Here is a 21,777-nt window from a genome sequence, read left to right as displayed (position 1 = left end):
TGAAGTGTTGAAGCATTCACAGTGGGGCGAACCTCCTAAAGCAATCGTTAAAGAACCAGGGATGACAATCGACTAAAACTCGACGCTGATCACTTCGCCGTCATCGCGGCTTGCCAATCGGCCAAGATTGTCTTCATCGATATTGACCTGGATAGGACGTACGCTCGCATCTCCCATGACAAAGTTAGTAATCCCTGGATGAAAACTGCCGAAAACAAGATGTTCCACTCCATCGACATCATCCCGCATGTTGCTGGCTAGAGGGTAATCAGGACCGGCGGCCCGCATGGTGGTATATGCCCAGCCACTAAGTAATGGGCCATCGTGTCCGGTTGTTTCGTCTTTCAGATTGTCGACTTGAACATGACGTTCGCCGATCATGATTGTGTTGGTTAAACCGTCGGTCACCGAGGCAAAACCGGTCTGACTGCTGTATTTGTCCTTATTGCCTTTCGCGACAACAAGCATCCCTTTTTCCTTGCCAAATTGACGAATGATAGAGTTGTCGCCACTGGGACCACAAACAGTGGCGTAGTCCCAAACCGCACCATTGTCAGCGTTGATGGCCTGAACCTTTTCCGTCAGATCACCTTCCTGGTGGCGGCTAGGACAAACGTAGCCGCCAACACTGGCTTGCTGGACAAGGGTGGTTTGGTCTTTGTATTTCTTTTTCAGGTCGAGTTGATCGTAGAGGTTTGTCTGTTCCATGAAGGGAAGCAGCAGCGCAGACCATCCCAGATATTCATATTGAATCCGTGAAGGCGGCAGTTCGCCGAAAGTGTCGTGGAAGTTGTGGACAGCGAGTCCTACCTGTTTCAGATTATTGACGCATTGGGTGCGACGAGCGGACTCACGTGCCTGTTGTACTGCTGGCAAAAGCAATGCAATCAGGACACCAATAATTGCGATGACCACCAACAGCTCAACGAGTGTGAAGCCACGACGGATAATCGTAGAAGATTGAAAGGGCATTGTGCAATTCCTGAATAGATAAGAAGTATAAGAGAGATGAACCGCAGGTCTGGAGGGCTAATGCAAACCAGAAAGGGCTGCCTGAATTCCCATGTGCTGGCTAGCTGGGTCAACAGAGCATGTTGTTGAAAAGCGAAAAGAGTATGAGACGTGTTAAGGAAAGTGGAGAGCAAGATAAGGAGTCGCTCTTCATAAGAAGGTCGTACGGCAGGCCTGTGCCTTACTAAGGTTTAATCGGGAAAATAATAAAAAAGATCGCAGTCCGTGAGTGCGATCTTTAGCATTTCCCTTAACGGGCCAATTGCCTGCTGCAACGGTGGCTAATCGGCCATCAGTTTTTCAGGGCTTTTTGGATATGGGAGCGGTACTCCCAGCGGTCCTTCCACTCGGGCAGGTACTTCTTGTAGCGAGGGTCGATCGTCCAGAAATGGGGTTCGGGATCAGATTCGGTCAGCTTTCCAGCAGCGTAATCATCTCCGGCATAACTCGCCTGAACGCCTGTGTCCCAAGCCTGGTATGCCTCTTGTAATTTTGCGAGCCGTTCAGGCTGTGCTTGGGAAAGATCCTTTTGCTCGTGTGGATCGTCCTTCAAGTTATAAAGTTCAAATTTGTTCCTTTGCCCCCGGTGGGTCGCTACCAGTTTCCAGTCGTTGTCGACCCAGGCGCCCTGTTTCTGAAATCGGAAGCCAATGGGTTGCTCGCGCGGCCCGATATCATCAGCAAGAAGTGGTGTTAAGCTGACGCCGTCCAGCGGTTTGACGAACACGTCTTCGGGTAGGCCTAGCAAGTCAGCGACGGTAGGGAAGAGATCCGTGGTACACGCTGGATAGCTGCTGATGCGTGGTTGAATCATCGATGGCCATTCAATGATTGCTGGAACCCGGAGACCTCCTTCATAAACGCTACCCTTTTTGCCACGCAGTCCGCCGACTGTGTCAGGTTCAATCCGGGGCAAGCCACCGTTATCGCTACAGAAGACAAACAAGGTATCGTCCGCGATTTTCATTTCGCGTAACGCGGACCGGAGTGTGCCGATACTACGATCCATGGCTACAAGTTCGCCATAATGATTTTCGGAGTCGGCGGTGAGGTTGCCGAATGGAGTCTTGTCGTCATCGAGCGCCTTAAAAGGAGCGTGCGGTGTACCAAACCACACGACCGCAAACATCGGTTTGTCGCCATCTTTATGCTTCTCTAAAAACTTAATCGCCTCAGCCATGGCGACTTCCGACGAGTCCCCCTCCATTTGTTCAAACTTACCTTGTCGACTCATCAGAGGATCGACCTCAAAAAAGTTCGTCACCGAGACCCATTCGTCGAAACCGAAGTGCCCTGGACCATAGGTATCTTCCGCAAGGATTGGTACGCCTGGGCCGCGGAGGCCATTGAGATGCCACTTACCGAAGTGGCCGGTGACGTAGCCGGCGGCTTTGAGGGCCTGGGCAATTGTCTTTTCCTGATGCCGTAGTGCGTAACCATGCGTTAGAACACCACTACGGACCGGCGATCGGCCGGTAAGTACGCTGGCACGGGTAGGAGAGCAAACACAGCAGCCAGCATAGAATCGTTCGAGACGCAGGCCATTGGCGGCCATCAGATCCAGGTTAGGCGTTTTCAGAACGGGATGATTTCGATAGCCAGTTTGCCCCCAGCCCATATCATCCGCCATCACGAAGATAATGTGCGGTCGCTTTTGAGAATCGGCTGTCTGGGCATTAGCTACTGACAAGCCGGATGCAATTAAACAGGTTACGGCAAGAACTGTGATGCGCGTCATGAAAGCACTCTTCGTTGTGGATAAGAATATTCGGAAATTAGCGGACCTGCCCGCTTGCTTGGATCGACTTCAGCTTCTGCTTCAATTGTTGCACAAGATCGGGATTGCTTCTGTAGAGATTAGACTTCTGAGCCGGATCCTTGCTCAAATCGTAAAGTTCGCCAGGTTGATCGTCCTTTTGGTAGCCTCGTTCTTCGTCGAACCACTTGGGGATTCGATTGTGAGAGCCTGACTGGGCGTCGACCAGTAGCCAGCTGCCATCACGGATGGCGTATGCCTTAGTGGCCGTGTTATGCACGATTGTTTCACGAGGGCTTGCTTCAAGCGATGTCCAAACCGGTAGTTGATTGAAGCTGTCGTGTGCCGAGTCCTCAGGAAGTTGGTAGTCAATAATGGCAGCAATTGTCCCCATTAAATCGACCTGGCTGATCAAGGCATCGCTCGTGCTGCCTGGCTTGATTTTTCCTGGCCACTTGACCACGAATGGGACATGGTGTCCACCTTCGTAGAGATCCCGTTTCACACCACGAAAGGGTGCGGAACTCCAGTGGCCGAATTTCTTGACGCGCTCGTATGCGTATTTCTCTGCACCATTGTCGGCAGTAAAGATAACGAGCGTGTTATCCTCAAAGCCGTTCTCTCTTAAAGCTTCTAGTACCTTGCCGGCCATGGCATCGGTCATGTGGACGAAGTCACCAAAGGGCCCAGCCTGGGATGTTCCGATGAACTCTTTAGTAGGGACGATCGGCGAATGAGGCGAGTTAAACGGCACGTACAGAAAGAACGGCTCCGGCTTGCCTTTCTGGCGGGAGATCCAATCGACGGCTTCATCGGCCAACTTGGGAACGACTTCCCAGAAGTCCCAGTCTTTGACAGCCGGACCGGGTCGCGCACTCCAGCTCCCTTCGGGAGTCTTAGGAGTTTTCGTCAGCATGACCGATGGCTGGCCTAAGACGTGATCATCCTGGAACCAGGCGTAAGGAGGAAAGTTGGGTACATCGTCCCCAAAGTATTCGTCGAACCCGTGCGATGTCGGCCCGCCGGAGATAGGCTTCGACCAGTCGAATGCTTCTGGTCGAATTACCCGGTTACCGCCATTGCGTTTAACTTCAGCATCCTCGCGAATGATTTCATCCCAATTCCAACCCAAATGCCACTTTCCAATGCATGCCGTGCGATAGCCTTTTTCCTTCAGGATTTCTGGCAGTGTCAGTTCCTCTTGGTCGATCACCGGGGGCCCAAACGCTTGGACAATTCCATGAAATTTTCGCCAGTGGTATCGACCCGTTAGCAAGGCATAGCGGCTAGGCGTGCAGATTCCAGACGAACTGTGTCCGTCGGTCAATCGCAATCCTTCCCGTGCCAGACGATCTAAATGAGGCGTGGGAATCTTGGAATCAGGGTTGTTGGCACCTAAATCGCCGAACCCCATGTCATCCGCGTATAGAATGACAATGTTGGGCGTTTCGGCGGCGTTAAGCGGCACACCGAACCAAACCGAAAGGATGGCCGCAAAAATTATTCGCTTCACACTAGTCTCCCAGGTAACGAACCACGACGTAGTAAGCACCCAGTTCGCTGCCATCATCCGTAACGAACAGAGGAGACAACTTATGTGAGCCAGATTTAAGCTTCGTCGTGAAGGTCACTTCATGAGCATCTTGAGGGACAGGCTTCGATTCCAGGTCTTTCTCGTCGATACGCAAGGTGGCTGTCGTGATCGGCAAGGCGACGCCAGGGCGAGCACGCATCGCTCGGCTTGCACCTGGGACGTCCGTTCCCGGTGGCAATTCGGCCAGGATTGGTTGATCTGCTTCCACCGGCCAACGTCTAAGGCTTACTTCGTAAGTGCCGTCACGAATAACTTTGACGGCCCAGTGTCCTTCATGCTTTGCACCTTGCTTCTTCGCGTTGTAACCATCGCCGCTGCGGATATGGCCCTGGTTCCATGGTGGATAAGCCTTCTGAATCCAATCGTGTGCGGTCAGAGATGCGACCGGGGCATTGGGGTGCCCTAAGTAGATCTCGGTTGGCTCAGCAAAGGTTGGCTCAAGTTCAGCCCACCACTTATCATAAAATGCTGTCATCTTAGCGACCACATCAGGGTGGTCCTTGGCGATGTTGTTCTTCTGGCCTGGGTCTTTCTGGATGTCGTACAGCTCTTTGCCGTTGATCAATCGCCACTGCTGCGACATGACGGCCGTCTGCTTCCACTTTCGTGGATCTCGTAGACGCTGCGAGTCCGTCACCAGATAACGGTCTTCCCAGGCGACATCCGCTGTCGGATTGAGAAGAGCTTGAATCGATTTACCGTCGAACTTGTAGTTCTCAGGAGCCGATCCACCAGTCATGGCCAGTAGCGTTGGGGCGATGTCGACGGCGTGAGTTAACCGATCGCTAACGTGCTTCCCGTCCATCCCGGCCGCTGGCCAATAGCACATGAACGGCACCCGATGCCCGCCATCGTATTCGCTCCCTTTTTTGCCCCGCATGCCAGCGTTAAAAACATTGGCTCCGTACGCTGTGCCGTTATCTGTGGTGAAAATGAAGATCGTATTATCCGCGATGCCTAGCTCTTTCAGTAACTTTCGCGTTTTTCCGACATTGTCATCGACGTTGGTGATCATCCCATAAAACGCGGCGATGCCTTCTTTTTGATCGGCATACTTATCCATATAGTCTTGTGGACAATGCAGCGGGCCATGCGGTGCGTTGGTCGATATATAGGCAAAGAATGGCTTGTTTGACTTCGCGCTGTCGCGAATGAATTGATTCGCTTGGCGGAAGAACACGTCGGTACAAAACCCTTCGGCCGGAGCAATCTCACCGTTGTGGAAGTAGTGACCATCGAAGTAGGCGTTATCCCAAAGATCAGGCGTTTGTCCCACGCCTCCTCCGCCATGGCGATAGACTTCGTCGTAGCCGCGATCTTCGGGGCGATAAGGATAGTTGTCGCCAAGGTGCCACTTGCCAAACATGCCGGAGACGTAGCCGTTATCTTTCAAAAGCTGGCCGAGCGTTGCCTCTTGCGCACGAAGCATCGAGCGTCCCATTATCGTATGCCAGGCACCGGCACGGTCGGTCCAGTGACCCGATTGAAGCGCCGCACGTGTCGGAGAACAAGTCGGGGCAACATGGTAGTTGGAAAGTTGCGAAGACTCGGACGCAAGCTTGTCGATGTTGGGCGTCTGGATAACTGGATTGCCGTAGCAGCCCAAATCGCCGTACCCTTGGTCGTCCGTGATCACGAGGACGACATTGGGTTTTTCTGCTAATAGGCTAGAGCAACTAAATGCGGCGAGTATCGCAGCGAGGAATAGCCGTTTCATGAATTAAAGTCCTTGGAGAAGAATCGATAAGAGATCATTTTTTACGTCGGTGTTCCTGAAGTTTGTTCCAGTCCCAAACTCCGCAGCGCTGCGCCCAGGCTTCCCAGGCTGTCGCAAGCTCTTTCGTTATCTCAGGGTGAGTTTTGGATAGATTCGTGGTCTCCGTACGATCATCCTTTAGATTGTATAAGGACCAAGGACCGTTATTGATTCTCAGGGCTTTCCAGTCACCCCGTCGAATCGCCTGGTTTCCTTCATGCTCCCAGAACAGGTCACGATCAGGAACAGTCTTAGTTGACGAAAACTGATTGGCAAAGCTTTGCCCTTCGAGGGGAATGGTTGCCTTGCCGTTTCGTTTGTCTGGATAGGTTGCTCTGGCAACTTCCAAAAGGGTGGGCATGACATCAATGACGTGACTGGAGGCATCGACCAGGCGTCCGTTGGACTTTACACCTTGGGGCCAATGAATGATTAGCGGCGAAGAAATGCCTCCTTCACGCGTGTCCATCTTAAACTTACGAAAAGGAGTGTCATTGGCATTCGCCCATTCCAAGCCGACACTGGCATACGAAAGCCCGGTTCCGATTGGTGCGTCTTTCTTGCCACGACTGAAGCCTCCAGGGCCACCTTCAGCGGAGCAGCCATTGTCGGATAGAAAGATAAAGAGCGTATTCTCGTATTGGCCCAACTCTTTGAGTTTGGTGATTAATGTGCCGACATTATCATCAATACAACTAATTTGCGCGGCATAGATTTCCATGCGGTGAGCCAGATCTTCTTGAGCCGATGGTGGTAGCCTGTTCCAGGCTTTCGCAGATTTATCGCGACTGCTCAATTGAGTGCCGCTTGGAAAAAACTTCATGGACGCTTGCCGCTCAAATCGTGCCTCGCGAACGGCATCCCATCCTTGATTGTACTTGCCGTCGTAGCGAGCAATGTCTTCCGGCTTAGCCTGCAATGGCCAGTGGGGTGCTATGTGAGCCAGATAGAGAAAGAAGGGTTTTTTCGTTTCGTTCACTGCCTCGTCGATAAACTTGATCGCGCGATCGGTCAGGTCATCGGTGATATAGAAGTCGTCGGGTAGCTCGATCTTTTCTTCATTATTAACGAAGAAAACCGTGTTCCGGATTTGAAGTGTGTCTTTGAAATAGACACCCCCTCCGGACGGCGTTCCCCAGTAACGATCAAAACCTCGCTTGGTTGGCCAATGTTCCGGTCGTGAACCGACATGCCATTTGCCGCTCATCAGGGTCGTATATCCTGCTCCGCGAAGTGCTTCGGCGATGGTGACGCATTGGTCGTTCAAATAGCCTTGATAGGAGGGGATGCCGTAGTCGCCAACCATGTGGCCAATGCCGGCCTGGTGTTGGTGCAAGCCCGTCAGCAAGGCGGCCCGTGTCGGGCAGCAACGAGCCGTGTTATAGAACTGCGTAAAGCGAATGCCTCCTTGAGCAAGTTGATCGAGGTTGGGCGTCTCGATTTCTCCTCCGTAGCAACCAAGGTCGGAGAACCCCATATCATCGGCCATCATCAAAATGATGTTGGGACGATCTGTTGATTCGGCGCTAAGTGGTACTGGAACAAAGAGCTGTGCAAAAACAGCCAGACTCAACACACATACGGGTGTCGTAATTCTGAATAGCAAAAGAGGTGGGAATGTTCGGCCGCAACTGGGGTTTCCAAGGGGGCACGCCGAAATGGTAAGGAATTGAAACATGTTGAATCTCATTCTTCGAATGACGGGCGTGCTGCGCTCGTTTCAACCTCGTGACTGGCTACATTTAGAGCTTAGTCTGCGCATGAAAAGACCAAAGGATCACGGTCGGCAAACCGCGTGTTAATCCCTTGGCGGCTAGGAACCAGAGTCTGTTCCAGTTCTTAGTGTCCTATCTCGCATTTCATAAGTCAATTCCTGCGGCGATCGAGGCAACCCAATAAGGTCAATTGAAAATGGCACGGAATGAAGAATTGCCTTGTCAGTAGTATGGTTTTGCGTGGCACTGAAGGGAGGCAGACTGCTTGGTATTTCTCGCTTCCGAGTACAAATAAGCGGGAAAAGCTATTTCACATGGATGGGGTGGAATTCATAAAACGGAAGGCATGGCCGCTGTCGTAGGCCCTAATTCCTCCACGCATCGAATCGACAGCGGCGGGCAACTCTCTTTGCTTGTCTAATAGCGTGGCTTCAGCTGAGTCTCGGTGTCTGTGGTTTTACTACGCCACTAGAGTAGTCACGGCGATGATCGCAAGTGCGATTATAGATGGTCAGCCGTAACCTGACTTACTTGGTCCAGTTCCACTTCTCATCGTTGGACGATCTGAGGTCAACTTGTTTCTATTCGTCGGACTGACCTATTCAAATAGTTCTGCCAGTTCTGTTCGATAGAGATGCAGTTCTCTGGGAGTCAAAACTCCAACCACGTTGTCGACTGACGATGACTCCGGTGTCGAGGTCACCACGGCAATCGAAACGCCCGCTAAATGCATTTTGCGAAGCGTGCTTACCAGTGAGTCACCTGGCCGAACCATAACCCAAGAAACGGGTGTGTCGGCAGATTGTTGGACCACAGGAACCAGCGGATCCACTAACCGCTTAATCTCTCCATCGCGACCCAAAATAGTCACCTTGGTCGAACTGGGAATTGGGTCACTCTCGTCGTCCGCAACAATTTGATAGTTCGTTGACATCAAGTGGGCGACATTTCTCGCGTCATCCAAGGCCGCCTGCAAGCCTTCGGGAACGATGTGCCCTCGTCGAATAAGCTTCAGCGTGTAAATGCTGCTCGGTGATATCAACTTGCGCACTGCACAGGCGATCACGGATGTAATGATCACAGGCATGATAATATTGACGTCGTCGGTCATTTCGTTCAGCATCACCGACGCTGTCACAATAGCTCCGGTTGATGCCCCAATCATTGCCGCCATTCCGGCCAGGGCAAACATTACCACATCAATCGGAAATCCTGGCACGATCATGTGAACGGTTAGGCCGAACGACGCACCCAACGTCGCGCCAACAAACATTGCTGGCGAAAACACTCCCCCTGATCCACCGCTGCCGATTGTTAGAAACGTCGTTATTAATTTCAGTACACACAAGAACAGCAGGAACCCCGGGTCGGTCAATCGGCTTGCCAGGACATCCATGATGGTGCTGTACCCGATGCCTTCGACAAAATACTTGCCATTCACATGAAACATTGCGAACAGGATAATTCCGACCAGCAGCATGCCGCTGCAATGCCTTGTGTATTCGTTGCCAGGCATCGCATCGAAAGCATCTTCAGCCCAGTAAATGCCCTTAACGAACAAAATCGATGCTAGGCCCATTAGCAATCCGAACGGTATGAATGACATCATCAACCAAGGCGATTGCAGCTGAAAATCAGTCGTTCGCAGCACTTCTAGATCAAAAGCTGGGTGCGTGCCGAGCAGAGCTTCGCCGAAGTAGGTTGCCGTGACAGTCGCGATAGAAACCGGCAGCAATGTTCGCACATTGATCGAAACTAACAGCAATTCGATCGCGAATACGATTCCACCTAGTGGCGCGTTGAAGGTCGCTGCGATTCCGGCTGCCGCTCCGGCGGCCACCAGAGTGATGCGTTGTCTCGCGGGAATATGAAGCAATTGCCCGACCGTCGATCCAAAGGCGCTACCTATTTGGATGATTGGGCCTTCGCGTCCAACGCTCCCACCGCTGCCGATACAAACTGCGGACGCAATCGACTTTACGATAGCGACAACCGGGCGAATCGTGCCCCCGTGATAGTGAATCGCGTCGATAACTTCCGGGACGCCATGTCCCTTGGCTTCCGGGGCAAACGTTTTAACTAGCCATGTAACAACGACGGCGCCAGCCACCGGCACCAGAATGATCCCCATGCCCCATGGGTTCACGGATGTATGCTGATTTGCGTCGTAGGCTAGTTGCGCTTCCTGCAGAAATAACAAGTTGTGCAACAAGCCGATCAGCAGGCGAAATGCCCAAGCGCCGATGCCTCCAATTGCGCCTACGATGAGGGCAAGCAGACACATGCTAAGGAGCGATTGCTCCTTTTCTAGGGGTGTGGTGTCTTCAGCGATCGGTCGGGTCTCCAGCAACGCCAAAATCGCCAGAGTACGGATGAAGATTGAGCCATCCTTAACTCTTGACGTCTTAGGCCCTCAGGAATCATTGCGATGCTACGATAAATAAATTACTTAGTCGCTGAGATTTTATTCAGGACCGAACCTATCTCATAGATCTGAAGTTGCAATGCGGAAAGGTCTTCACCCGCGTATTGCGGTCAATCTCGACACCATCGTCCACTATTTTGCCTTGCTTGTCGATGTCCACAAATAAGGTTGCCGCATCTAGCCGATATTGGTAGTGGTCGGAAAGCGGATCAGACGCAAGCCAGAGGTTGCATAGGGGGAATACTTCCACAGCCCAAAGAGTTGGGGCAGAGAATTTACTCAGGCATCAGGTGCGTTTCGGAAGAAGTCGACACCGCAATATTTCTATCGAGAATCGGTGCAGTTTCCTGGCGACGCTCCCCACGATATGGCAAACCCACTAGGTTTCGTTGTCTTCGAGGCCGTATTGCTTGAGCTTGCGATAGAGGGTCTTGCGATCAAGGCCGAGTATGCGGGCCGCAGTTGTCTTGTTCTTCTTCACGGTATTGAGAACATGCAGAATATAGCGACGTTCTACTTCTTCCATCGAGACTAAGTCGTCCGGATCTTCCCCTCCGATGAACACTTGAGAGCCACGGTAATCCTGAACTTTGTCTGGCAAGTCTTCAACGGCGATCATCTCGTAACGAGTCAGTGCAACGGCGCGCTCGATGATGTTTCGTAACTCACGCACGTTACCTGGCCAGGAATACGCAAGCAACTTGTTGCAGGCTTGATCGGAAATCCCTGCGACCGCTTTCTCGGCGCGCGCTGCGTACTTTTCCACGAAATAACGTGCCAAGAGCAGAATATCGGTTCCGCGTGATCGCAATGGCGGCAGTTCCAATTGGATGACGTTAATTCGATAATACAAATCATCGCGAAATTGCCGGTCCTCGACGGCAGACTCCAGGTCTCGATTCGTAGCGGCCAAAACGCGAACATCAAAAGAGACCTCTTGATCGCCACCAACCGGGCGAATTCGATTCTCTTCCAATGCTCTCAGTAGTTTAACTTGCATCGAGGGAGGCATTTCGCCAATCTCGTCCAGTAACAAGGTTCCCCCTTCGGCCTGTAGGAACAGGCCTTTGCGTTCGGCTCGAGCATCGGTGAAAGCTCCCTTGGCATGGCCAAACAGTTCGCTTTCTAAAAGGGCTTCAGGCAACGCCGCGCAGTTGACGGCGACAAACGGACCGTTGGCTCGCTGGCTTTGCCGATGTAACAAGTTCGCAACCACTTCTTTGCCGGTGCCACTTTCTCCTGTGATAAGCACCGAAGAAGAGGTGGGTCCGATCTGGGCGATTTGATCAAATAGCTTTTGCATAGGCAGACTTTCACCGATCAAGTCGCCAAAATGACGTGCGCGATGGATCGCGTCTCCGAGCATTTTTACTTGTTGCTGCAATTGCCGCTGTTTGGCGGCACGCTCTAGAGCGATCGCCAATAAGTCCATTTCCATCGGCTTCGTGACGAAATCGAATGCGCCTGCACGAATGGCAGCGACTGCTGTTTCCAAGCTGCCGAACGCGGTCATGACGATGACAGGTACATCTGGACGATTCGCGGCAATTTGCTCGCAAAGTTGTATGCCGTTGGTGCCCGGCATGCGGATGTCGGTCAGCACCACATCGAACTCGTTCTCTTTCAGCGCGCGAAAAGCTTCGTCTGCGGAAGTAAACCATGTGGACTCGAACCCGCGAATCTTTAGATCCGTGTGAATCAATTCGCACATGTTCTGTTCGTCGTCGACGATCAGGATGTTACCGTGCATGTGTGATATCCGCTGGTACTGATTCGATTGGCAAATAGATAGTAAAACACGCTCCCTTGCCGGAGTGAGAGTCGACCTCGATCCATCCGTCATGCTCACGCACAACTCCGAAGGCGATCGATAGCCCTAGCCCAGTCCCCTCGCCGACATCTTTCGTCGTAAAGAAGGGTTCGAAAATCTGGTCGCGTGTTTGTTCGTCGATTCCGGCCCCGTTGTCTTGGATTTGGATCGAAGCGTATTCGGCAAACGGGCCATCTGCGTTCTCCGGAAAACGCATTGTCTCGCGACGCGTCGAGACCTCGACTAGGCCGTTTGTCGGCGAAGCTTGAATGGCATTCACCATAAGGTTTGTCAGGACTTGTTGTATTTGTGACGCATCGATGGAAGCTTCCACGCGTTCGGTGAACCCTCGAGCAAAAGTAACTCCTTTTTTGTCTGCCAAAGGCTGCAACAAAGAAATTGTCCGTTCCACGAGACTATCGAGATTGTCCGGCTTACGCTCTGGTCGATTTTGACGAGCGAAATCTAGCAGTTGACGTACAATGGCGGTTATCCGATTCGCTTCGCTCTTGATGGTTTCGGCGCTCTGACGGTTCTCTGTCTCCGTTAGTTTTCCGGAAGCGATCAATCCGGCTCTTCCCGCAACCACATTGAGTGGTGTGCCAAGTTCATGAGCGATTCCTGCTGCCAAGCGGCCAACGGTCTTCAGCCGATCGGCATGCCGCAACTGTTCCAACATTGCGATTCGCTTGGCAGACTCGCCGCGAATTGCCGCTTCGTTCTTCGCCAACTGCTCGCACATTTCGTTCAAGGCGGTTGCTAATTGGCTTAGTTCGTCTCGTCCCTGAAGGATCAATGGTTGAGAGAATTCGCCGGCGGCGATCTGTCGTGTCCTTTCGACCAACTGATCTAGAGGTCTTCCAATTAAGTTGATTCCGGCCACCAAGATCAGACCAACAGCGATGGTCGCCATTGTGATGATCGAGACAATGGACCAAAAAATCGTTGCGCGACATTGCGCTTGAATTGGTCCGGCGGGTCGCGAGAATTCGATCGCCCCTTTCTGCTGCCTATCGCCAATCACTGCATAGTACGTGTGTAGCCAAAGGGTACCGCCCCGCTCGTTACGCATTACGGAGGTAACTTGCCCATGAGACAATGAGGCAAGCGAGTCCTTTGACACGGCGGGTTGATTTCCCCGCGATGCTTCGGATTCGAAAGAGGTGAAGCGGATTTCAATGAATTGATTTTTGGGACGCTCATTTTCGATAACAGCCGCCGCTGCGTCATCCCCTTGAGCTTTCCAAGCAATCAGCAATTCACCTTCGATCGCTTTTCCGACACGCGTTGCATACTCCGCTTGTTCATTCTCGAAAGCCTCCTGCTGCGCACGAATTGTGATATAGGCATTTGCCGCCGTGAGCAGCGCCACGGCGACGAGGAATATTGAGATCAGCTTAGCGGCTAATCGCATGGTAACGCACAATCCGCAGACGAATGAGGGAGGCTTGATCTCTAATCACGGCGACGACTAAAAAGGGGCATTTTACATGATCCGCTCTGCCACGCCAGAGAAGATAAAGTTAGCTCCGAATCGGAATAATGTTAGTGGTGGGAACCCAACCTACTTGATTCTGAGCTGTGTGGATTTTGATCCAACCCCCTCGCTTAGCTAAGACATTAACGAAATGTCCCTGAGCTTTGTCGAGCGTGGCAACTTGAGCAAATTCTTCTCCATCGCCAACATATAGCCGCATTTGATCGACAACGGCGACGGCCATGTGGCTGTTTACGGTGTTGTACGTAAATAGCTGGTAGGACCCCATTGAGACTAAGAGAAGCAACAGTGGCACCAACGAACTTCGCCAGATAGGAAACCTTAGGCCAATCGTGTTTGCGATGAGCAGTCCCCAAAATGCCAGGGAAGAAATGACCATCAGGGCGATCACGTTCGCAATGCCGAGTGTCTGGACGAACGTGTTGTTTGCACCCTGAAGTTGCTGAACCACCCCGTCAAACCAACCTGCCGCATGCATGTGTGGGGGAGCAGCCCTTTGATGTTTGGCAAACTCGAGATTGGCGAATAGTTGCTGATTGTAGGGAGCCAGTTGCTGGCCCCGCTCGTAGTAGACGATCGCTTTGCCAAGCTCTCCCGTCTGCATGTAGGCGTTGCCGAGGTTGAGAAACAATTGACTGTTTTGAACGCCTGCATCGACCAAAAGTTGGTACTTCTGGGCAGCGGATTCGAACTTTTGCTTGGCGTCGGCTGCGTCGATTGTGGCTGACTCACTCGCCTGGGTGTAGTTTTCGCCAGCCTCTTTCAGGATGATTTCTTGTTGCGATATCGACAATTCAATCTCAGATGGATCTGTCTCGGATGCAAAGACAACGTTGGCAGACGCTGCGAACACAACTGCAATAAGGAACGCCCAACTGCGACGTAGCACTGGGGAGGCTGGCTGTACCATCGGTTTTCCAGAGCGAAGGATATGGGGCTTCCTCGCCGCCTTAAATGAGTCGTCGAGTTGTTCAACAAGCAGGCATGCCTTGCTTTCACATGAGGAGCGATCGCTTGAAGTGCTTTCCAACATTGGTCTCTTTTCCATGTCCTGATAAAAGGAATCAAGGCGATTTGCCAAATCGTACATGCCACGAATTCGAAGTTGTCCTAACGAGGCCGTCGGCGTTGTGCAAGGCGTTCGAGTCATATCGCCGATGTAGTGCGTGATCGCTTCGGCAATGTCGGCAAGGCTGGCGGCACGCTCAATCGAGGAAACGCATCGCTTCCGCGCCGATTGAAAGGTGGGAATCCAACGACGAATCCGTTGATGATTCCGAACGACCACGATCGCTAGCCACGCACAGGGAGGAACTACAATCAACGTCCACCACCACGCGAATGGTAGGTGGGCACGTTGAGAACGCAAAATAATAGGCGAGTTATTGTTGGAAAAGTCTGGTCCAGTCGAGCCCCAGATCGCTGAGGATTCGTGATCGGCGTGCTGCGGCTTTTCTGAGTTGCCGACAATGGCGTCGAGGGCAAGCGTTTCCGATTGGTTCACGGTGATCGTGATAGGTTCACTTGTCACTGTTTGGAACGTTTCGGTTTCAGGGTCAAAGAAGCTGAACGGAATGGCGGGGATCTGGGTGATCCCAGCTTCTTTCGGCCGAATCGTCGTCGAGAACACCTTCGAGTCATCCTGCACGAAGCCTGCCAGGGACCGATCCGTCACCTTGAAGTCTTGCGTTAAGGCAGGCAATTCGGACAAAGGAGGAGCCTGGACTAATTCCATGGGGCCACTACCAGCAATGCCGATATCCAGGGTGATAGGGTCCCCTGCATTGACCGTCGTGGGTGTTGCGCGAGTTGCAATGCGGTAGGTTCCCACAGCACCCCGGTAGTCGGCAGGCCGACCGGCGATAGGGACGGGCAAAACTTGCGTCGCATCGACATTCACTTCCCCCACGATCGGCCGCGATGCGGTGACGGCGAGTCGGTTGCCAAAGGAAGATTGAAAGAAGTCGTCGTTCATCATCCGTGAAAACGGAGACCTGCCTCCGAAGGGGCTATCGCCGAAGAAACCGTCAAGCGGAGAGCGAGAGGATCCCAACTCGGTGGGATAATTAACAATGATCTGAACGTCTTTCGCATCGATCTTCCCGGACTGCCTGGGATAAACGGTCGCCTTGATCTCGTATAAGTAGTAGCTGCGTAGACTGCCCTCGGCGTCTTTCCGTAAAACCTCTTCGCCGCCAGGTCTTTGATGGTTCTCGCGAAGCTCTTCCAAACGATCAGCAAAGTCTCCCCACGATGTTTGCTCGGAGATCATATTCCACATATCGCTTTCGGAAAGCGTTAGGTCGCGCTCGGAATCGTAGTAGGGCTTGAGCCATATCTTGAGGGACAAATCGAGAGGTTGGCCAACAAAGACTTTTTCCTTGCCACCAGCAATTTCGACGAACATCAAATCACCCGTCACGCTCTTGCTGGCGACGAACCGTAGTGCTTGCGTCTTGACTTGCTTCCCGTCGACGTCGATCGACAATGGTGGAATATTGAAGGTGCCTGGCGTTCGTGGCGTAATGGCGTATTGAAAGGTCACACTGCGGGTCTCGCTACGGCGACCATTGATGATGGTGACTTGTGAACTCTGCGATGGGCTTCCCACCATCCTGACATCACAGTTAGGTATCTCCGGAATCGCTGGTGTTTCATAATTCGTGGCATCGGCCACCGTAAGCCGCATGGTAACTGGCATGCCGACATAGGCTTCGCGGCTAGAAAGTCCAATGTCAACATTCCCGGCGTTGACTGTCGCGGCATCGGCAAAGCAAACAAGGGTTGTCAGCGCGATGATCGCAGGTAGGGTAAATCGGTTCATCGTCATCGTATTCAAGTCCGTAGTGGAAGTTGTCAAAATTGGGCCCATCAACTTCTGCGAATGCACGCAGGAGTGTCAGGGAACTACCAGTCTCGGTCGACCGGGACATGGCGTGATCGCGCGGCTTGCTCTTGTCGCAGGCGACGGAGCATGTCGCGATCACGTACCGCTTGCAGCATCTTGAGTGCCTCTTCTTGAGTCATGGCTTCCTCGCTTGCAGCGGTTGTGCCAATGGTCGCTTGGTCGGACGATTGTTCCTCGGTGGGCTCCTGCTGAGCAGCGGTCAAGTCGCCGGTCGGAATCTCGCCCTCGTCGGTTTCGTCACCTGGTTGCGACGGTTCACCGGACGGATCGGGGTCTTGCGGTTCGGCCGGCTGGCCATTGCTTGGCTTACTAGGGGCATCTTGCGCGGTCTGTTCCTCTGGACTTTCCGAAGGTTGTTGATCGTCGGTCGATTTCTGGTCTTGATCTGACTGAGCATCCTCATTCTCGCTGGACGCTTGAGGGGTTTCCGGCGATTGTCCCTCCTCTGAACTGTCCTTGGATTCCTGCTCCTGTGAGTCGCTGCCATCCGGACTCTCAGACGACTCGGAATCTGAGCTTTGCTGTTGATCTTGCTGTTGATCTTGTTGTTGGTCTTGTTGTTGGTCTTGTTGTTGGTCTTGTTGTTGGTCTTGTTGTTGGTCCTGTTGTTGGTCCTGTTGTGGGTCGTTTAGCTCATGCATTAGCTTGGTCGCTAGTTCGATATTTGCCCGAGCATCGACGGAGTTGGGATTTCCTTGCAGGGCACCGCGGTAGTTTCCAATGGCTTCTTTCAGCGATTCGATCGCGGCCGGCTTGTTGGTGCTCGATTGTTGGAGTGCTTCTTGGTAGAAGCAGTTTCCGAGGTTGTAGCGGCTGCTTGCCGCGAGTGAAGCGTCGGAGGATGTGGCCGCTTGCGAAAATGACCTCTGGGCCTCCGCGTAATTCTCTTGGCGAAACTGAGCGACGCCCAGGTTGTATTGCAGCGAATCACCATCGACGTTGGTTGCTGGGACTTGCTGGTACGATGCAATCGCATCGTCTAGCTTTCCTTCGCGAACCATTTCGTTCGCCGAGTTGATTGCGTTGGCGATTGCGATATCCGATTCCAAGTTGCCTGCCCATGCAGCCGACGGCCAAATCATGGTCGCGAGTAACAAAACGGATAATGGTTGAATGCGTTGTGACATGAGGGACTCACTGAGTAGAGTTAAGCGTGGTGGGAAGTCACGTGTGCTTGAAGTGGCACTCGACGGGTGACTGGTGAACTTGCCGGGATCGACACACCAACCGAAGCGGGCCCGCGACGACGAGTGGCTACGAACACTTCCAGCAACAGCACCGCCAAAGCAGGCACCGCGAACCATTGAAACCGAGGGATATAGGAATTGATTTTGGCCGTTTCAAACTCAGTCTGTTCCACGTTGGCCACATAGCGGCGATAGACATCCGCCATATCAACTTGACTGGTTCCAGCAGGAATGTACGCCCCGTTGGTATCGGTAGCGATCTCCTGTAACGTTCTACCATTCATCTTGGACCAAACTTGCTGCCCCTGATATTGGACATAGCCTCCTTGTGCCAAGTCCGTTTCGGGGATCCGAGCCCCTTGGTCCATGTCGCCAAGTCCAACCGTGAATATGCGAATACCCTTGTCGTTGAATAGGTTCATGGCGACTTCGACGGGCTTGCTCTCCTGGTCCTCGCCATCAGTAAACACGACGATCGCTTTATGGTCGTTTGTCTTGCTGATGAACCCATGAGACGCGGCGTCCAGGGCGTCTCCCAGACGGGAACCTCCACTGCGTATCGTATGTGGTCCGACCGCATCTAAACGTTGCTTAAAGTCTTCGTAGTGCGTGGTGAGGGGAACGGCTTGGCGGGTATCGCCTGCGAACACCACCAGCCCCACTCGATTGCCAGGCATGGCGTCAACCATGTCCTTGATCTGCTGCTTGGCTCGTTGCAGGCGGTTGGGGGTTGCGTCTTCGGCTAACATGCTCCGAGAAACATCCAGGACGAACATCACCTCGATACCCTTTTGAGGTACCTCTTGCCATGTCTTGCCCCACCGTACATCCAACAAGCCAATCGCGATTAACACCAAGCTGACCGAAACAAGGGCAGCGGATAGCCATCGCCGCGACGACGTGACAGGCCTCTTGAATCCCGGTCGAGACACAATTGGGAAAAACTTCCCCAACGCATGACGTCTGGCTACCATGGCCCAAGCACTGACAGCTAATCCAATCGCGACCAATGCGATTAAGACCAGGCTGCCAGGGTTACCAAAATGAATATCCATCGAGATTCTCTTACTAAGGTGATTAAGGTTTGACTCGCGGTAGGAAGGCGGTAGATGCTAAGCCAATTCTCTGAGCCAGGTTTCCGCAAGAATGATCCGCGTCAACAGCAGGCCAAAGGCGATTAACAGTAGCGGCGGTATCGAGAGGTACCCCATTGGATACGACTGCACGGCCAGCTCGCGATAGTCGACATAGTGCTGTGCCTCGACCTTTGATTTCTCAAGTTCATCGATCTCGGCATAAATGCCTGTCAACGAATCGGTGTCGGTCGCACGAAAGTACTTGCCTCCCGTGGTCGAGGCGACTTCACGCAGGGTTTCCTCGTCGATGTTCACTGCCATCCATTGCACGGTTTGTTGTCCGAACGGATCTGTCACCGGGACCGGTGCTTGTCCTTTGGTGCCCACACCAATCGTGTAGACCTTAATGCCCATCGCCTGAGCCAACTCGGCGGCCTGGATCGGTTCTAGGTCGCCTGCGTTATTCTCGCCGTCGGTCAACAAGATGATGATCTTGCTCTGCACTTTGTGCTTCTGGGTTGCGTCCAGAGCATTTAGCTTCTCGACCGCCAACGAGATGGCGTCGCCAATGGCCGTTCCATCCTCACTGCGGTTGGTTACGATTTGTGTGTGATTGAGCTGTGCTTCTAAGAAGGCATGATCCAACGTCGGAGGCGTCACGCCGTCGGCATAACCGGCGAAGGCGATTAAACCGACCAGGTCGCTCGGACGGCCTTCCAGAGCGTCGCCGCCGGTGATGAAATCACCGGCCACTTTCTTGATCGCAGTGAGCCGATCGACATGCTGACCGTCGACTTGAAAGTCCATGGCCTGCATGCTTCCGCTGCGATCGACCACCATTTCAATCGCGATGCCATCGCTTTCGACGATCGTTTGCTCGTTGCCTTCTCGCGGACGTGCCGCTGCGACGATGAGAACAACAATTGCTGCAATAGTCAGTGCGCGGGGCAACCACAACAGTCGCTGCCGAAAAGTCGGAGCGAGTTGACCGGCCATTCGAACAGAACTAAACGAAATGGCGCCCGAACGTCGCTGGGCAAACAGTGCCCACGCCACAAATGGAACGATTAGTAAAAGCAGGAAATACCAGGGAGAGAAAAACATTACAGGGCCTCCGTCGTTGCGTGGTCAGCAGGTGACGCGTTGGTTTCTGAGTCTTTAGCAATCCGCGTAACGAGCAACCGAGCCCGATCGATTGCATCCAGGAACTGTTTTTCCGCAACCGGTAGTCCTGCAAACTGGGCTCGCTCTACCAACGCGAAGATCAAACTGAGTTGGTCCGACGTCGCGTCGTCGATGGAATGATTGTCTAAGAGGGTTTCAAGCAACTCGTCAGGGGAACGCCCTGGATTGGCTAACGAGAATTCCAATTGCAGGTAGTTCCGAAGGATCGTTGCCAAGCGTGACGCCAATTGGCCACTTTCAGCTGTTTCGGTCGGTATTGCCTGTTCCAGAAGATCGAGTTGCTGTGTTGCCCAGTCGGCTGGTGACATCCTAGGGCGACGTCGAGCAACCAACGCAACGGCCGCTACTACTACACTAAGGCCTGACATGCTGCCGATGGACCACCATACCCAAGCATGGGAAGGAGCCTGCGGGACAGCGACATCCACAACCGACTGAATGTCGCGTATTTGCGTAGGATCTCCATGTCCTTCTAATACACTTGCAATCCGTATTGGTATCGGCTCTGAGCGAATCACGTGGGACGCGTTCTTTTCTGATAGTTGGATTTCCAGCGATGGGATTTCCAGGTCGCCGGTGACCAAGCTCTCTAGTCTCAGACGCCGGGTCCAGGTTCGCTTGTCATCCGTATCGCGACTAGGGATATCGAACAAATCTTGTTTATCGAGAACGTTAAAGCCGCCCAGCATTTCGCCAGGAGCAGGGAAGTCGACCTTGGCGCCGATCGGAGCTTCGACCGTTAAGTCAAGCCAAAATGGCTCGGCGACTTGTAGCGAAGACTGGGACACTGTTGTCTCCAGTCGCGGATCTTGGCTGGCGTGGGCATGCTGAATCCAGGCCAGCCCGAACATCGCGGCCAACAGCAAACGAATGCCTATGGGCTGAGTGGGACGAATGGTGTTCATTGCCGGCTCTCTCGTAGGTGAAAGTAGTTGCGAAGCGGTTCGACCAGGTCGCAACCGGTTTGTAAATGAATAGGTGCAAGTCGCATTCGGCGAAACATGCTGTCGCGTGCTTCTGACTCCTCGCGGTACTTTTGTTCAAACCACTGCCGATTCTTCCGGCTGGCCGTATCGAGAGTCACGACTTGGCCTGTTTCTGAATCTTGCAGCCGAACCAGTCCCACGTTGGGTAGCTTGCCTTCAAGTGGATCTGTGATGACTACGGGAACAATGTCATGCCGTCTACGAGCTACTTTCAGGCTGGCCTCATAGCCGCTGTCTTGGAAGTCGCTGACCAGGAATACAACCGTTCGACGCTTGGAAGTTCGGTTAAGGTGATCTAAAACCCGACGCAGGTTGGTGCCGCTGCCTGCCGGTTGGCAATACAACAACTCGCGGATTATCCGCAGAACGTGCCGCGAGCCTTTGCGGGCAGGAATGTTCTTTTCGATGTCGTCCGAGAACAGGGTAAGGCCGACCTTGTCATTGTTTTTGATCGCGGACATGGCCAGGATGGCACCTAGCTCAGCGACCAGTTCACGCTTGGTTTGCGTGGTGGTACCAAGATTCTGCGAACCACTGACATCAACCAGCAATCTAACGGCCAGTTCGCGTTCCTCGCGAAATAGCTTCACATACGGCATGTCGCTTCGCGCGGTCACATTCCAGTCGATCATGCGAACATCGTCGCCGACCTGATAGGGGCGGACCTCCTCGAACTCGATCCCGCGCCCTTTGAACGCGGAATGCCAATTGCCGGCCAGTAGTTCGTCCACTTTGTGAGAAGTGCGAATCTGAATGCGGCGAATTTTTCTCAAGACTTCACCGGGAATCATCGGTAAATGTCCTTTCCATTAGCAAGATAAAACCTGAAGAAGCGATGCCAGCGAACCGCTGGCATCGCGAGACCACCAA

The 21,777-nt window shown here is 53.0% G+C and carries 14 protein-coding genes; all 14 read right to left on the bottom strand.

The window, feature by feature from the left end:
- Window positions 1–72: 72 nt before the first annotated feature.
- Entirely contained in the window at window positions 73–972 is a 900-nt protein-coding gene (locus tag HOV93_RS00550) for a DUF1559 domain-containing protein (RefSeq protein ID WP_207394495.1), read from the bottom strand.
- A 331-nt stretch (window positions 973–1,303) separates the two neighbouring features.
- Window positions 1,304–2,749 carry a sulfatase family protein gene (locus HOV93_RS00545; protein ID WP_207394494.1) on the bottom strand — a complete coding sequence of 482 codons (1,446 nt, stop codon included), beginning with the start codon at window positions 2,747–2,749 and terminating at the stop codon, window positions 1,304–1,306.
- A gap of 37 nt (window positions 2,750–2,786) precedes the next feature.
- A complete protein-coding gene (locus HOV93_RS00540) occupies window positions 2,787–4,280 on the bottom strand; it encodes a sulfatase family protein (RefSeq protein ID WP_315853317.1) in 1,494 nt (497 codons plus the stop codon).
- 1 nt (window position 4,281) lies between these two features.
- Window positions 4,282–6,078: an arylsulfatase gene (locus tag HOV93_RS00535; protein WP_207394493.1), complete on the bottom strand. Its 1,797-nt coding sequence runs from the start codon at window positions 6,076–6,078 to the stop codon at window positions 4,282–4,284.
- A gap of 34 nt (window positions 6,079–6,112) precedes the next feature.
- Complete coding sequence (locus HOV93_RS00530; protein ID WP_261358546.1) at window positions 6,113–7,795, bottom strand: arylsulfatase; 1,683 nt, start codon at window positions 7,793–7,795, stop codon at window positions 6,113–6,115.
- A 635-nt stretch (window positions 7,796–8,430) separates the two neighbouring features.
- Window positions 8,431–10,182 (bottom strand): chloride channel protein, encoded by a 1,752-nt coding sequence (locus HOV93_RS00525; protein ID WP_235989648.1) that lies wholly within the window; start codon window positions 10,180–10,182, stop codon window positions 8,431–8,433.
- A 454-nt stretch (window positions 10,183–10,636) separates the two neighbouring features.
- Window positions 10,637–12,007, bottom strand: a complete 1,371-nt coding sequence (locus HOV93_RS00520) for a sigma-54-dependent transcriptional regulator (RefSeq protein WP_207394491.1) — start codon at window positions 12,005–12,007, stop codon at window positions 10,637–10,639.
- Complete coding sequence (locus HOV93_RS00515) at window positions 11,997–13,481, bottom strand: sensor histidine kinase (protein WP_207394490.1); 1,485 nt, start codon at window positions 13,479–13,481, stop codon at window positions 11,997–11,999. Before HOV93_RS00515 ends, HOV93_RS00520 begins: the two co-directional genes overlap by 11 nt.
- 109 nt (window positions 13,482–13,590) lie before the next feature.
- Complete coding sequence (locus HOV93_RS00510; protein ID WP_207394489.1) at window positions 13,591–16,389, bottom strand: BatD family protein; 2,799 nt, start codon at window positions 16,387–16,389, stop codon at window positions 13,591–13,593.
- 83 nt (window positions 16,390–16,472) lie between these two features.
- On the bottom strand, window positions 16,473–17,600 hold the full coding sequence (locus HOV93_RS00505) for a tetratricopeptide repeat protein (RefSeq protein WP_207394488.1): 1,128 nt from the start codon (window positions 17,598–17,600) through the stop codon (window positions 16,473–16,475).
- A 20-nt stretch (window positions 17,601–17,620) separates the two neighbouring features.
- Window positions 17,621–18,715 (bottom strand): vWA domain-containing protein, encoded by a 1,095-nt coding sequence (locus HOV93_RS00500; RefSeq protein WP_235989646.1) that lies wholly within the window; start codon window positions 18,713–18,715, stop codon window positions 17,621–17,623.
- A gap of 57 nt (window positions 18,716–18,772) precedes the next feature.
- The gene (locus tag HOV93_RS00495; RefSeq protein ID WP_207394487.1) at window positions 18,773–19,840 is read right to left on the bottom strand and encodes a vWA domain-containing protein; all 1,068 of its coding nucleotides are present in this window, start codon (window positions 19,838–19,840) and stop codon (window positions 18,773–18,775) included.
- Window positions 19,840–20,826, bottom strand: coding sequence for a hypothetical protein (locus HOV93_RS00490; protein ID WP_207394486.1), 987 nt, complete (start codon window positions 20,824–20,826; stop codon window positions 19,840–19,842). The genes HOV93_RS00495 and HOV93_RS00490 overlap by 1 nt, the downstream gene beginning before the upstream one ends.
- A complete protein-coding gene (locus HOV93_RS00485) occupies window positions 20,823–21,698 on the bottom strand; it encodes a DUF58 domain-containing protein (protein WP_207394485.1) in 876 nt (291 codons plus the stop codon). The genes HOV93_RS00490 and HOV93_RS00485 overlap by 4 nt, the downstream gene beginning before the upstream one ends.
- Between the last annotated feature and the right edge of the window lie 79 nt (window positions 21,699–21,777).

Source organism: Bremerella alba, from assembly GCF_013618625.1.
Taxonomy (GTDB): domain Bacteria; phylum Planctomycetota; class Planctomycetia; order Pirellulales; family Pirellulaceae; genus Bremerella; species Bremerella alba.
Note: the sequence above shows the minus strand (reverse complement) of the source record. Positions and strands in the feature narration are given on the sequence as shown.

Coding starts and splice junctions, on each gene's coding strand:
- HOV93_RS00485 (WP_207394485.1), bottom strand. CDS start 21,698: ATGATTCCCGGTGAAGTCTTGAGAAAAATTCGCCGCATTCAGATTCGC.
- HOV93_RS00550 (WP_207394495.1), bottom strand. CDS start 972: ATGCCCTTTCAATCTTCTACGATTATCCGTCGTGGCTTCACACTCGTT.
- HOV93_RS00505 (WP_207394488.1), bottom strand. CDS start 17,600: ATGTCACAACGCATTCAACCATTATCCGTTTTGTTACTCGCGACCATG.
- HOV93_RS00535 (WP_207394493.1), bottom strand. CDS start 6,078: ATGAAACGGCTATTCCTCGCTGCGATACTCGCCGCATTTAGTTGCTCT.
- HOV93_RS00530 (WP_261358546.1), bottom strand. CDS start 7,795: ATGTTTCAATTCCTTACCATTTCGGCGTGCCCCCTTGGAAACCCCAGT.
- HOV93_RS00510 (WP_207394489.1), bottom strand. CDS start 16,389: ATGAACCGATTTACCCTACCTGCGATCATCGCGCTGACAACCCTTGTT.
- HOV93_RS00515 (WP_207394490.1), bottom strand. CDS start 13,481: ATGCGATTAGCCGCTAAGCTGATCTCAATATTCCTCGTCGCCGTGGCG.
- HOV93_RS00520 (WP_207394491.1), bottom strand. CDS start 12,007: ATGCACGGTAACATCCTGATCGTCGACGACGAACAGAACATGTGCGAA.
- HOV93_RS00490 (WP_207394486.1), bottom strand. CDS start 20,826: ATGAACACCATTCGTCCCACTCAGCCCATAGGCATTCGTTTGCTGTTG.
- HOV93_RS00495 (WP_207394487.1), bottom strand. CDS start 19,840: ATGTTTTTCTCTCCCTGGTATTTCCTGCTTTTACTAATCGTTCCATTT.
- HOV93_RS00545 (WP_207394494.1), bottom strand. CDS start 2,749: ATGACGCGCATCACAGTTCTTGCCGTAACCTGTTTAATTGCATCCGGC.
- HOV93_RS00500 (WP_235989646.1), bottom strand. CDS start 18,715: ATGGATATTCATTTTGGTAACCCTGGCAGCCTGGTCTTAATCGCATTG.